The organism is Bradyrhizobium tropiciagri, assembly GCF_018130505.1.
GTDB lineage: Bacteria > Pseudomonadota > Alphaproteobacteria > Rhizobiales > Xanthobacteraceae > Bradyrhizobium > Bradyrhizobium tropiciagri_B.
This window is the reverse complement of the sequence record NZ_JAFCKH010000008.1, coordinates 219,939-231,985: the sequence shown is the minus strand read 5'-3', so window position 1 is coordinate 231,985 and position 12,047 is coordinate 219,939. Positions and strand designations below refer to the sequence as shown.

The 12,047-nt window shown below is 66.3% G+C and carries 13 protein-coding genes; 8 read left to right on the top strand and 5 right to left on the bottom strand.

Annotated elements, in window-relative coordinates:
• Nucleotides 1–8: 8 nt before the first annotated feature.
• From JQ633_RS21600 to JQ633_RS21575, 6 genes are all read left to right on the top strand, one after another.
• Entirely contained in the window at nt 9–626 is a 618-nt protein-coding gene (locus JQ633_RS21600) for a hypothetical protein (RefSeq protein WP_249159526.1), read from the top strand.
• A 100-nt stretch (nt 627–726) separates the two neighbouring features.
• Complete coding sequence (locus JQ633_RS21595) at nt 727–1,128, top strand: FixH family protein (protein WP_211987085.1); 402 nt, start codon at nt 727–729, stop codon at nt 1,126–1,128.
• Entirely contained in the window at nt 1,125–2,567 is a 1,443-nt protein-coding gene (locus tag JQ633_RS21590) for an efflux RND transporter periplasmic adaptor subunit (RefSeq protein WP_211987084.1), read from the top strand. Before JQ633_RS21595 ends, JQ633_RS21590 begins: the two co-directional genes overlap by 4 nt.
• Nucleotides 2,564–5,749, top strand: a complete 3,186-nt coding sequence (locus tag JQ633_RS21585; protein WP_249159525.1) for an efflux RND transporter permease subunit — start codon at nt 2,564–2,566, stop codon at nt 5,747–5,749. Before JQ633_RS21590 ends, JQ633_RS21585 begins: the two co-directional genes overlap by 4 nt.
• Nucleotides 5,742–6,494, top strand: coding sequence for a substrate-binding domain-containing protein (locus JQ633_RS21580; RefSeq protein WP_211987083.1), 753 nt, complete (start codon nt 5,742–5,744; stop codon nt 6,492–6,494). Before JQ633_RS21585 ends, JQ633_RS21580 begins: the two co-directional genes overlap by 8 nt.
• Before the next feature lie 47 nt (nt 6,495–6,541).
• Nucleotides 6,542–6,817: a hypothetical protein gene (locus JQ633_RS21575; protein ID WP_211987082.1), complete on the top strand. Its 276-nt coding sequence runs from the start codon at nt 6,542–6,544 to the stop codon at nt 6,815–6,817.
• A 260-nt stretch (nt 6,818–7,077) separates the two neighbouring features.
• Here the strand turns inward: JQ633_RS21575 and JQ633_RS21570 are convergent, their stop codons facing one another.
• From JQ633_RS21570 to JQ633_RS21560, 3 genes are all read right to left on the bottom strand, one after another.
• Complete coding sequence (locus tag JQ633_RS21570) at nt 7,078–7,311, bottom strand: hypothetical protein (RefSeq protein ID WP_211987081.1); 234 nt, start codon at nt 7,309–7,311, stop codon at nt 7,078–7,080.
• A 94-nt stretch (nt 7,312–7,405) separates the two neighbouring features.
• Nucleotides 7,406–7,606 (bottom strand): hypothetical protein, encoded by a 201-nt coding sequence (locus tag JQ633_RS21565; protein ID WP_211987080.1) that lies wholly within the window; start codon nt 7,604–7,606, stop codon nt 7,406–7,408.
• Between the two features lie 135 nt (nt 7,607–7,741).
• Nucleotides 7,742–8,800, bottom strand: a complete 1,059-nt coding sequence (locus JQ633_RS21560) for a citrate/2-methylcitrate synthase (protein WP_211987079.1) — start codon at nt 8,798–8,800, stop codon at nt 7,742–7,744.
• Between the two features lie 222 nt (nt 8,801–9,022).
• Between JQ633_RS21560 and JQ633_RS21555 the strand changes: the two genes are divergently transcribed.
• The gene (locus JQ633_RS21555) at nt 9,023–9,316 is read left to right on the top strand and encodes a hypothetical protein (protein WP_211987078.1); all 294 of its coding nucleotides are present in this window, start codon (nt 9,023–9,025) and stop codon (nt 9,314–9,316) included.
• Between the two features lie 177 nt (nt 9,317–9,493).
• Here the strand turns inward: JQ633_RS21555 and JQ633_RS21550 are convergent, their stop codons facing one another.
• Nucleotides 9,494–10,039, bottom strand: coding sequence for a tetratricopeptide repeat protein (locus tag JQ633_RS21550; protein ID WP_211987077.1), 546 nt, complete (start codon nt 10,037–10,039; stop codon nt 9,494–9,496).
• A gap of 315 nt (nt 10,040–10,354) precedes the next feature.
• Here JQ633_RS21550 and JQ633_RS21545 point away from each other — a divergent pair, with 315 nt between their 5' ends.
• Nucleotides 10,355–10,663: a His-rich protein BRANT gene (locus tag JQ633_RS21545; protein ID WP_249159524.1), complete on the top strand. Its 309-nt coding sequence runs from the start codon at nt 10,355–10,357 to the stop codon at nt 10,661–10,663.
• Between the two features lie 121 nt (nt 10,664–10,784).
• Here the strand turns inward: JQ633_RS21545 and JQ633_RS21540 are convergent, their stop codons facing one another.
• Nucleotides 10,785–12,023, bottom strand: a complete 1,239-nt coding sequence (locus JQ633_RS21540) for an epoxide hydrolase family protein (RefSeq protein ID WP_249159523.1) — start codon at nt 12,021–12,023, stop codon at nt 10,785–10,787.
• Between the last annotated feature and the right edge of the window lie 24 nt (nt 12,024–12,047).

Genomic DNA, 12,047 nt, shown 5'->3' with positions numbered 1-12,047 from the left:
GGCAGTCATTGTTGAGCCGAAAGGCCTCGGCGTACTGGATCGCCCGGTTGAACCGGGCGATGACAGTTGAGGTAGGGATGCAGCTTCGCTTGCTCGCATGCAGCGGCGGGGCAAAGGCGCCGTGCCGTCCGAGGCCGGCTGGCGTGATCGTGAAGCTGGGCGGATTTGCAGCGTGCGCCGATCCATGCGACAAACCACACATGCATGTGAGGCGGTTCGTCAATCTCTGGATATTGCTGCTCGTCGCGGCCGGGCTGTTGCTCGCGCCCGTGGCGCCGGCGTTTGCCAGGATGCTGCCGGATGCGTCGGCAGGTACGATGCCGGCGATGGCTGGCCATCAGGCGATGCCGGGCATGTCCGATCACGTCATGTCCGAGGACGTGACCATGCCGGACCAGGCGATGGCCGACATGCCGTGCTGTCCGGACACGACCAAGAGCAAGGGCTGCGACGACTGCCCGTTCCTTGCGCTGTGCATGCTCAGCGTTTCGCTGCCGGTGCCGGCCGGGGCTGCGTCGCTGATCGCGCGCGATCCCCTGCAAAACCGGTTCGCGGCGCATGACGATCGCCTGCTCGACGGGCTCGGCGCCAAACCGCCCGACCACCCACCTCGAAGCAACGTCTGACGGGCGCTTAGCGCCTGATTGCTGACGCGTGCGCCCGATGGCGCGCGTGTGGCCGCATGCCGCATACGCGGCGCATCAGACGTATCGAGGAAAAACAACCATGAAGACTCTTCACTTCGCGCGCGCCGCTGCCGCCGCGCTGATCGGCGCTGCCCTCGCGGGCGCACCCGCCCACGCCGAGATCAAGAACTATGAATTCCAGCTCGTGCAGCCGACCGTGAAGGCCGGGGCCGATCGCATCGTCACGGTGCGATTGGTCGACAAGACCACAGGCAAATCCGTGCCCGACGCGGTCGTCTTCGCGACGCGCCTCGACATGGCGCCCGACGGCATGCAGGAGATGGCCACCAAGGTGACGCCGATGCCGCCGACCGAGCCCGGCACCTACCGGTTCAAGGCGACCTTCGGCATGGAGGGACGCTGGCAGCTGTCGCTCAGCGCCAAGGTGCAGGGCGAGACCGGCTCGGTCGAGAACAAGCTCGTCGTCACGGCCGACAAATGAGCCGCCTTGCATGGGCCGGCGCTACCGCGGCGATTGCCGTCGCGGCCGGCGTTGCATGGACCGCGCGCGGCCTGCCGCCGCGGCCGATGACCGCTGCCATCGTCTCCGCCGCGCATGCCGCGGAGGGCGATGCGCCGATCTATTACCGCGATCCGGACGGCAAGCCGCTGTACTCGGCGACGCCGGCAAAGACGCCTGATGGCCGCGATTATCTGCCGGTGCGTGCGGACGACGATGCCGGCACCGGCGCGTCCGCGGGCGTGACCGCGTCCGCCGCGAAGGACGAGCGCAAGGTCAAATATTATCGCAACCCGATGGGGCTCGCCGACACCTCGCCGGTGCCGAAGAAGGACTCCATGGGGATGGACTACATCCCGGTCTATGACGGTGAGGACAGCGACGACGGCGCCGTCACGTTGTCGCCGGGCCGGATCCAGCGCACCGGCGTCACGTCGGAAGCCGCCGAGATGCGCCGGATCAAAACGCTGGTCCGCGCGCCCGGCACCATCCAGCTCGACGAGCGGCGCGTCTCGGTGATCGCGATGCGGGCCGAAAGTTACGTCCAGAAAGTCGCCGATGTCACCACCGGCAGCCGCGTTACGCGTGGCCAGCCGCTGATGGAGATCTACAGCCCGGCGGTGTCGTCGGCTGCTGCCGAATATGTTGCGACCATGACTTCGAAGGCAACGGCGGGGATCGAGCCCTACGGGCGCGGCTCGCGGCAGCGGCTGCTCAATCTCGACGTCCCGGCGGCCGTGATCGCTGAGATGGAGAAGAGCAAGACCGTTCCGATCACGATTCCCTGGTCGTCGCCGCGCGACGGCATCGTGCTGCAACGTGCCGCGATCGAGGGCATGCGTGCCCAGCCGGGCGATGTGCTGTTCCGCGTCGCCGACGTTTCGGTGGTGTGGGCGCTGGCCGATGTCGCCGAGCGCGATCTCGGCAGCATCGTCGTCGGGCAACAGGTCACGGTGCGCACGCGCAGCTATCCCGGCCGGCGGTTCGAGGGACGGATCAGCGTGATCTATCCGCAGGTCAACAAGGAGACGCGCACCGCGCGGGTGCGGATCGAGCTTTCGAATGCCGACCTCGCGCTGCTGCCGGACATGTACGTCGATGCCGAGATCGACACCGGCAGCGACGCCCCGGTACTGTCGGTGGCGGAGAACTCCGTGCTCGACACCGGCAGCCGCCAGACCGTGCTGCTCGACCGCGGCAAGGGACGGTTCGAGCCGCGCGAAGTGAAGCTCGGGCGGCGCGGCGGGGGGTATGTCGAGATCCGGGACGGCATTGCGCAAGGCGATCCGGTCGTCACCGCGGCGACCTTCCTGATCGATGCCGAGAGCAATCTGAAGGCAGCGATCAAGGGCTTTGCCGCGGGTGCGGCGCCGCCGCCGGACGCAGGCAACGGTGCGATGGCAGCGGGAGAACGGCAATGATCGCCCGTGTCATCGCCTGGTCGGCGCGCAACCTGTTGCTGGTGCTGTTCGGCACCGGCTTTGCCGCAGCCACCGGCCTCTACGCGCTCCTGCATCTGCCGCTCGATGCGATCCCGGATCTCTCCGACACCCAGGTGATCGTCTACACCGAATATCCCGGCCAGGCGCCGCAGGTGATCGAGGACCAGGTCACCTATCCCCTGGCGACCGCGATGCTGACGGTGCCGAAGTCCAAGGTGGTCCGCGGCTTCTCGTTCTTCGGCGTCTCCTTCGTCTACGTGATCTTCGAGGACGGCACCGACATCTACTGGGCGCGCTCGCGTGTGCTGGAATTCCTGAACGGGGCCGCGGCGCGGCTACCGGCCGGCGTGACGCCGACCATCGGTCCCGATGCGACCGGGGTGGGCTGGGTCTACCAGTATGCGGTGATGTCGAAGCAGCTGAACCTCGCCGACACGCGCTCGCTTCAGGACTGGAATCTGAAGTTCGCACTCGCCAGGGCCGAGGGCGTCGCCGAAGTCGCCAGCGTCGGCGGCTTCGTCAAGCAGTACAACGTCATCCTCGATCCGCAGCGGATGCGCGACCGCGGCATCACCATGCAGCGGATGCGCGAGGCGATCCGCGCCAGCAATGCAGACGTCGGTGGCCGCACCGTCGAGCTGTCCGAATTCGAATATGTGATCCGCGGCAAGGGCTACCTGAAGGACGTCAACGATCTCGGCAACATCGTGCTGAAGACCGATGGCGGCACACCGGTGCTGCTGCGCGACGTCGCCCGCGTCGAGCTCGGTCCCGACGAGCGGCGCGGCATCACCGAGCTGAACGGCGAGGGCGAGGTCGCCAGCGGCATCGTGCTGCAGCGCTTCGGCATGAACGCGCTCGACGTGATCGAGAACGTCAAGAAGCGGTTCAAGGAGATCGCGACCAGCCTGCCGGCATCGGTCGAGATCGTGCCGGTCTATGACCGCTCCAGTTTGATTTATGCGGCGATCGACACGCTCAAGCGCACGCTGGTCGAGGAGAGCATCGTGGTCGCGCTGGTCTGCATCGTGTTCCTGCTGCATGTCCGCAGCGCACTGGTCGCGATCCTGATGCTGCCGGTCGGCGTGCTGATGGCGTTCGGCGCCATGAAGTCCTTCGGGATCGGCTCCAACATCATGAGTCTGGGCGGCATCGCGATCGCGATCGGCGCCATGATCGACGCGGCGATCGTGATGATCGAGAACGCGCACAAGCATCTGGAGCGCGCCGAACCGGGCCGCTCGCGGGTCACGATCCTGATCGAGGCGGCCGCGGAGGTCGGCCCGGCGCTGTTCTTCAGCCTCCTGATCATCACCGTGTCGTTCATGCCGATCTTCACGCTGGAATCCCAGGAGGGGCGGCTGTTCTCGCCGCTCGCCTTCACCAAAACCTTTGCGATGGCGGCGGCGGCGCTGCTCTCGGTCACCCTGGTGCCGGCGCTGATGGTCATCTTCGTCCGCGGCAAGATCATTCCGGAGCACAGGAACCCGATCAATCGCTTCCTGATCTTTATCTACCGTCCGGTGATCAACGGCGTGCTGCGGGCCAAGACGCTGGTGATCCTGTTGGCGCTCGGCGCGCTCGCGGTTTCGGCCTGGCCGGCGCGGCAGCTCGGCACCGAGTTCATGCCCGACCTCGACGAGGGCACGTTGCTCTATATGCCGACCACGCTGCCGGGCATCTCGGTGACCAAGGCATCCGAACTGATGCAGATGCAGGACCGCATCATCAGGGGCTTTCCGGAGGTCGCCTCGGTCTACGGCAAGGCCGGCCGCGCCGCGACGGCGACCGATCCGGCGCCGCCGGAAATGTTCGAGACCATCGTCAACCTCAAGCCGAAGCAGGAATGGCGCAAGGGCGTCACCACCAGCAGCCTGATCGCCGAGATGGACAAGGCGCTGCAGTTTCCCGGCGTCTCCAACGCCTGGACCATGCCGATCAAGGCACGCATCGACATGCTGTCGACCGGCATCCGCACGCCGGTCGGCGTCAAGGTGATCGGCCCGGACCTTGCCGTGATCGACAGGCTGGCGCGCCAGGTCGAGCAGGTGCTGCGCACCGTGCCCGGCACCGCGTCGGCCTATGCCGAGCGCAGTCTCGGCGGCTACTATCTCGAGATCACGCCGAACCGCGAGGCGCTGGCGCGTTACGGCATCGCGGTGCAGGACGTGCAGGACACGATCGCGACGGCGCTCGGCGGCCAGAGCGTGACCACGACGGTGGAAGGCCGCCAGCGCTTCACCGTCAACATGCGCTATCCGCGCGACCTGCGCGACAATCCGCAGGCGATCGCCAGCGACATCCTGGTGCCGATGCCGGCGGGCGGCGCCGTTCCGCTCGGCGAGGTCGCCGACGTCAAGCCGGCGCGCGGCCCGAGCTCGATCCGCACCGAGAACGGTCAGCTCGCGACCTACATCTATGTCGACATCCGCGACCGCGATCTCGGCGGCTATGTCGCGGACGCGCAGCGCGCGGTGCAGACGGGCGTCCAGTTTCCGCAGGGCACCTATCTGGTCTGGAGCGGACAATACGAATATCTGGAACGCGCCGCGGCGCGGCTCAGGATCGTGGTGCCGGTAACGCTGACGATCATCTTCCTGCTGCTCTATCTCAACTTCCGCTCCGTCGCCGAGACAATGATCGTGATGCTGTCGCTGCCGTTCGCGCTGGTCGGCGGCCTCTGGCTGATGTGGTGGCTCGGCTTCAATCTGTCGGTTGCGGTCGTGGTCGGCTTCATCGCGCTCGCCGGCGTCGCCGCCGAAACCGGCGTGGTGATGCTGATCTACCTCAACCATGCGCTGGCGGCGGTGACGGCGCGCCGGGCCGCCGAGGGGCGCACGATCGATCGCCAGGACCTGCACCGCGCGATCATCGAGGGCGCGGTCGAGCGCGTCCGGCCGAAGATGATGACGGTGGTCGCGATCATGGCGGGGCTGCTGCCGATCATGTGGAGCAGCGGCACCGGCTCGGAGATCATGCAGCGCATCGCGGTGCCGATGATCGGCGGCATGATCTCGTCGACCTTGCTGACGCTGATCGTGATCCCGGCGATCTTCGCCATCGTGAAGGGATTTGGGCTCGGGGTGCCGACGCGAAGCCTTGTCAGGCTGCCTGACGATGCTAGTTTCGCCGCAGCACGCAGGGGAATACGCAATGACTGAGCAAGCTGCCTCGACGCCGGCAGGCGACGGTACCGGAGCGACGATCAAGGTGATCATTTCGGGCGGTTTCGCCGCGGTCTATCGCGACGTGCTTCCTGAATTCGAGCGCAGCACGGGCATCAAGGTGGAAACCGGATCCGGCGCGTCGGAGGGCACCGGTCCGAAAACGATCCGGCACCAGCTCGCCAACGGCGCCAGGGCGGACGTGGTCATCCTGTCGCGGGAAGGACTTCGAACGCTGCACGAAGACGGGCGGATTCGTGCGGGGTCCGAAGCGGGGCTGGCTACGGCTCCGTTGGGTGCGGCGGTTCGCTCGGGCTCTCCCAAGCCGGACATCGGCAATGAGGCCGCCTTCAGGCAGGCCCTGATCCACGCGGGCGACGTGGTGGCGCCCAGCAGCACGAGCGGTCAGTACGTTCGCGACAAGGTTTTCCCGAAGCTGAACTTGCCCGACACGGTCAGGCTCACCCTCGAGGCGCGTGGCACCGAGGCCGCCGAGGCGCTTCGCGCGGGCAAGGCGAATTTCTCGATCGGGCCGACCAGCGAACTGGTGCAGGAGAGCGGAATCGAAATGGTCGGCCTGCTGCCCGCAAACCTTCAACTCGTCCAAACCTTCACGGCCGCCATCGTCAACGGCGCCGAAACGCCTGACACGGCCAGGCGCCTGATCGATTTCCTTGCCTCGGACAGCGATATCCTGCTCTCGGCGATCAAGCGGGCGGGGATGGCGCGGCCTCGCGGATAGGCGGCCAAGGGCGCAGCGCGTCCTGCGAGGATGATCATCGTCTAGGGATGCAGAAGCGACAGCAGGCGCTGGCGGTCCTGTTCCTGATCGAGTTGATTTCGGCGCAGTACTTCAAGCTCGCCTTGGATCCTGGTGGTGTCTTCGTTCCGTCGCTTCATTTCAATCAGCAGCGCCTCACGTTCGGCGAGACGCCGTTCGCCCTCGACAACATCGCGCTCAATCCGCCTCAACTCGTCCATCAGCGCATCTCTGTGCATCGTGCTTCCACGTTGCTTGAACCCGTCAGTCGCGTGCCGCTCCGCGTCATCTGCGTACTGCAATGATCCGCAAACGCCGTCAGTTCCAAAGGCGCGATGCGACCTTCGGCTCGTGATCAGTAAAAACATCGGCTAAGGACAACCTGGACAAAGACGATCAGGGCGCGGGCTCGACCCGGCGCCATCGTCTGCAATCGGCTGGACGAGGTCGGCGCACGGGGCGATCACGCAAAAACGCCGGCTCACTGTGAGCCGGCGAATTCCGTCGCGGATGTTCGGGTCATCAGTGAAGATGGCCGATCAGATAGATTTTGCCGCCCGGTGTGCTAGTGCGACGAACAGACCTTGATGGTCTTCATGCCGGTCTCGGCTTCGGCGCGGGTCTTGTAGATGGTGCCCGAGGGACTGACCACCGTCGTGGTGGTTTCCACCGGCTTCTTGTCGACCACCGTGCAGGATTTCGTCTTGGCGTCCTGCACGACGTAGAATTCGTCGGCCGCGAATGCCGGCGCGACGAAGGCGACGGCGATCGACGCTGCGAGAATAGCTTTCATCTTCATTGTCATTCTCCTCCAAGGCCGTCATGGCGGCCGGAGATAAAACGGGAAAAATCGGCAAGAGGTTCCTATTCTCGCGTGCCGTCCATGCGGCGCATCAGGAGGCGCGCGGATGCAGCGTCAGGGCTTCACTCATTTCGCGCGCTTCGTCCATCTGACGGGCCCGTCTGATCAGGCTTTCGCGCGCCGACCCGTCCGGCGTCTGGCGCGCTTCACTGCGGAGGCGCTGCGCCTCTCGCGACAGACGTCCTTCGAGAGGCGTCGTTTGTTTGGCTCGATTGCGCCGCTTGGTTTCCATCGTCGTCCTCCGTTTGCATCGTGAGCACAGCAATGAAATCGCGGTCGCGCAGTAACATGGGATAGTTTCGGGAAAGCGATATTTTCGATCCGGCCGGGAACTAATGGCAAGCAGGATTCCGGTGGGCTCGCGTGTCTACGCGCTCAAGGCCGGACCGACATAGCGGCTCGTCGGGCGCAGCATGCGTCCGGTCGCCTTCTGCTCCATCGCATGCGCGAGCCAGCCGACGGCGCGACTGGTGGCGAAGGTCGGGGTGAAGGCGTCGCGCGGGATGCCGCAGGCTTCCAGCAGCAGCGCCGCATAGATCTCGAGGTTGGGCCGCAGCGGCTTGTCCGGACGGTGCCGCGCCAGCGCGGCGAGGGCGAGGCGCTCGAACTCGGCGGCGAATTGCAGCCGCGCGTTGTCGCCGCCGAGCTTGCGGACCGCGTCCGCCAGCAGCGCCGCGCGCGGATCGCCGTTCGGGAATGCGCGGTTGCCGAAGCCGACGAGGCGCGCGCCGGCGGCGAGCTTGCGGTCGAGCCACGCCGCGACATTGCCGCTCGCCCGCGCCTCGTCGAGCATCGTCAGCGCAGGGCCGGGCGCGCCGCCATGCAGCGGACCTTCGAAGGCGCAATAGGCCGCGAGCACCGCGGCGGGGTGGCTCGCGCCGGTCGAGGCGACGACCCGCGCGGCGAGCGTGGAGGGGCCGAGCCCGTTTTCCGCCGCCACGGCAAAATAGCTGTCGAGCGCATCGACCATGCCGGGCGCGGCCAACGTACCGGAAAGCATCTTCAGGAAATCCGCCGCGGTGGTCAGCGTCGGATCGGGCGCGACCGGAGCCAGACCGCGCTGTCGGCGCATGATCGCGGGCACGCCGACCGTGAGGGCGCCGACGATGTCGGCCGGCGTGCTCTCGCTCGTCAGCGCCGCGAGGCATTGGCGCGTCGCTTCGCCCGCCGTTCCCGCCACCTCCTGCAGCCACGAACCGAGACGATCGAAGGCCCGCTGCCGGCCGGCGCCGAACGCGGCGATGATCTGCTCGCGCGTCAGTGCGCCGGCAAAGCCGTCCCACAGCAGGCTGACCAGGCCCTCATAGCCGAGATCACGGGCGGCCTTATCGAGCGGCACGCCGCGGACCCAAAGCCGGGATGCCTGCGGGTCGGAATGGCTGAGCACGGTTTCAGCGGCGACAACGCCGTCGAGGCCTGTTTTCATGAACTGGATCTCGTGGAGCGGAAGTGGACGAACACGCTACCTCAATCTCCACGCGCCTGTCAGATCGTCGCAGCAAGATCTGCGAAGAGGAGAGGCCGGGCGCTGGCGGACCGGCCTTGCCGCCGGCGGTCCGCCGGTAAGGCATCATTAACTCTGCCCGGGCCGGAACGCGATCGGGGCTGGCGCGTTGCAATGCCATCTCGCGCGTAGAAGGGCGTCTCCATGAAACTCAACGCGGCAATGCTGATGACGGCACTGGTGCTTTCCGGAACCGTGCTGGCACAGAGCTCCGGCCCCTCGGCCGGCGGCGCCGCGGAGGCCGGGCAGGGGGCCAGCCAAGGGACTAGCCAAGGCGCCAATGTGACGACCACGGGCCAGGCCCAGAACAGCAACAAGAAGACCGGTAACAGCGGCCCCCCGATCGAGAAGGCGCAGCAAGCGGCCAAGCCGGATGCGGACAACACGGTCGGCGCGAGCCGCCCAAAGCCGGACCGGCGCAACGAGCATTATCCATAAGTCGCTGCGATGACCGCGAGTCCGTAGGATGGGCAGAGCGCAGCGAAACCCATCGGCGCCGCCCGCCGCGCGAATGAAGGGTATCGCTGCGCTCCACCCATCCTACCGCAGCAATGAAATGGCCGGCGCAGTGTGGCTACGCCGGCCTGATGCCTTGAAATGCGACGGTAACGGTCGTCAGTAGACCAGCCCGGTGCCCGGCGGCTTCTCCAGCGCGGCGGCGAGCGAGCGGTATTCGTCGCTGCTGGTGCCGGCGAGCTGGGCGATCTTGCTCAGGTGATACTGTGCCTGGTCACGGTTGCCCTGTTCGACCTGCCAGAGGCCGTAATACTGCCAGGTGCGCACATGGGCGGGATCGGCCTTCAGCGCGCGCTCGTACCAGATCTGCGAGACCTTGTAGTCGCCGAGCTTGCGATATGAATAGCCGATCAGGTTGGCGACGTCGGCGCGGTCGTCCTGGCCCAACGCCTTCAGCTGCGCGATCGCGCTGGTGTAGTCGTGGCGGTCATAGATCGTGGCATAGGCTGCGTGATAGCCCGACAGGAACTTCTGATCGTCGATCGCGGAGCTCTTGTCCTTCTTCGCCTTCTTGCCCTTGGTGCTGCTGCTGTCGGACGCCGGCGGTGACGGATTGTCGCCGCCCGCGGCGTAAGCCGAGATGACCGGGCCGCCCGCAAGGGCCGCCGAGAGCACTGCGAGGGTCAAAAACCGTGTCTTGCTCATTTCTCTGTCGCTCCTGATCGTTTCTGATCGTGCTCGGTAATCCTACACCGAAGCCCGCTGACTTGAACACCCATGGCGTCGGAACATTCCCGACATCCCGACGATTCCGCGTGATCCGCAAATCCTGTGCGATCCCGGTCGCATGCGCTCCCTGCTGCACGCGCGGAACATGACAAAGATGTCATGCAGATGAATGAAGCCCGTCCACGCGTTTCAGATCGGGTTCAGCGCGCAGCCCTTACGGTCATCCGCGTTGATCGGCGAGGCCGACCATCCGGCCGCCAACCTCGCGATCCCGTGGAAGAGGAGACTCTCATGCTGAAGACGATTTCTGCCGCGCTGCTCGCCATGTCCGTGATCGCAGCGCCCGCGCTTGCCGCCGAGACTGGCAAGACCGCAACGTCGGCGCCGGTGACGAAGACGGCGCCCGTGATCAAGAGCGAGCGGCTGCCGTCGAAGGTGCTGAACGCCAATGCCAAGATGGGCCGCGATCACCACAAGCATTATCGCCATCACCACCACAATCACATGGGCATGCTGAAGGTGAAGTCGCCGAAGCATGCGTCCAAGCACGTTCGCGGCCACGTCGCGATCAAGCACGTCGCGCCGGCCAAGCGCGGCTGAAACTGATCCGCGGGCGCGCTACGATCCACATTGCCCCACCGCGTCAGCGGATGTCAGACCCGGCCCGTTCGCCATTGCTTCCCCAATGGCGGCGGGCCGGAGTGCGTTTGCAGGCGATCGGCTATTGCCGCGAGGCGTCGCCGCGGAATGCACTGAAGGCGCGCCACATTTCGCCGGCGAAGATCTCCGGCTGCTCGAAGGCGGCAAAGTGTCCGCCGTGGTCGACCGTGTTCCAGTAGAACAGATTCGGCCACGCCGCTTCGGCCCAGGCGCGCGGCGGACGAAAGGTTTCGGCCGGGAAGATGGTCGCCGCCATCGGAAGATCGATCGGGTCGGACGAAGCCCGCGCACTCGAGAAGAAGCCGTTGTCGCGGATCGTGCTGCCGACACCTTCCCAGTACAGCCGCGCGCTCGAGGCTCCGGTGCCGGTGAACCAATAGAGCGAAATGTCGTCGAGCATTTGATCGCGGGTGAGGGCGTCCTCGGGACGGCCGCGATTGTCGGTCCACTCCCAGAACTTCTCATACATCCACATCGCCAGCGAAAGCGGCGAGTCGTTCAGCGCGTAGCCGATGGTTTGCGGCCGCGTATTCATCTGGTCGGCATAGCCGGCCATCTGGTCGAGGAAGTGCTCGATGTCGTCGAGCGCCTGCCGCTCTTCTTCGCTCGGGTTCGCGGGGCGTATCGCGGGCACCACGAGAGGCAGGTTGACGTGCGCGGCGAGCAGACCCGCCGGGCGCTGGCTCGCCATCGCATGCGTGATGGCCGAACCCCAGTCGCCGCCCTGCGCCACCCAGCGCGCGTAGCCGAGCCGTTCCTGTATCAGCGTCGCCCAGGCCCGCGCGATGCGCACCGGATTCCAGCCCGGCGCGGTCGGCCGGTCGGAGAAGCCGAAGCCCGGGATCGACGGCACGACCACATGGAATGCATCCTCGGCGCGTCCGCCGAACCTGGTCGGATCGGTCAACCGTTCGATGACGTCGAGAAATTCGAGCACGGAGCCGGGCCATCCGTGGGTGAGCAGGATCGGTAGTGCCTGCGGGTGAGGCGATCGCGCATGGATGAAATGAATGCCGATGCCGTCGATCGCGGTGCGGAAGTGTTGGAAGCGGTTGAGGCGGGCCTCGCATTTCCGCCAGTCGTAGCCGTGGATCCAGGTGTCGACCAGCGATTGCGCCGCTGCCAGCGGTACGCCCTGCGACCAGCCGTCCACGGTCTCGCGGTCGGGCCATCTGACGAGGCTCAGCCGCAGACGCAAATCGTCGATGGCGGCCTGCGGAACGTGGATCTCGAACGGCACAGGACGTTCGGTCGCAGGCGGCAGCAGCAGCGCGCCGGCCGGACCGGAAGAGGCAGACATGGTGAACTCCGTTGGATGCCTGCC

Bases quoted from the DNA above. Each gene is read 5' to 3' on its own strand.
- JQ633_RS21545 (WP_249159524.1), top strand. From the start codon at position 10,355: ATGCTGAAGACGATTTCTGCCGCGCTGCTCGCCATGTCCGTGATCGCA.
- JQ633_RS21590 (WP_211987084.1), top strand. From the start codon at position 1,125: ATGAGCCGCCTTGCATGGGCCGGCGCTACCGCGGCGATTGCCGTCGCG.
- JQ633_RS21560 (WP_211987079.1), bottom strand. From the start codon at position 8,800: ATGAAAACAGGCCTCGACGGCGTTGTCGCCGCTGAAACCGTGCTCAGC.
- JQ633_RS21550 (WP_211987077.1), bottom strand. From the start codon at position 10,039: ATGAGCAAGACACGGTTTTTGACCCTCGCAGTGCTCTCGGCGGCCCTT.
- JQ633_RS21595 (WP_211987085.1), top strand. From the start codon at position 727: ATGAAGACTCTTCACTTCGCGCGCGCCGCTGCCGCCGCGCTGATCGGC.
- JQ633_RS21580 (WP_211987083.1), top strand. From the start codon at position 5,742: ATGACTGAGCAAGCTGCCTCGACGCCGGCAGGCGACGGTACCGGAGCG.
- JQ633_RS21555 (WP_211987078.1), top strand. From the start codon at position 9,023: ATGAAACTCAACGCGGCAATGCTGATGACGGCACTGGTGCTTTCCGGA.
- JQ633_RS21565 (WP_211987080.1), bottom strand. From the start codon at position 7,606: ATGGAAACCAAGCGGCGCAATCGAGCCAAACAAACGACGCCTCTCGAA.
- JQ633_RS21575 (WP_211987082.1), top strand. From the start codon at position 6,542: ATGCAGAAGCGACAGCAGGCGCTGGCGGTCCTGTTCCTGATCGAGTTG.
- JQ633_RS21540 (WP_249159523.1), bottom strand. From the start codon at position 12,023: ATGTCTGCCTCTTCCGGTCCGGCCGGCGCGCTGCTGCTGCCGCCTGCG.
- JQ633_RS21585 (WP_249159525.1), top strand. From the start codon at position 2,564: ATGATCGCCCGTGTCATCGCCTGGTCGGCGCGCAACCTGTTGCTGGTG.
- JQ633_RS21570 (WP_211987081.1), bottom strand. From the start codon at position 7,311: ATGAAGATGAAAGCTATTCTCGCAGCGTCGATCGCCGTCGCCTTCGTC.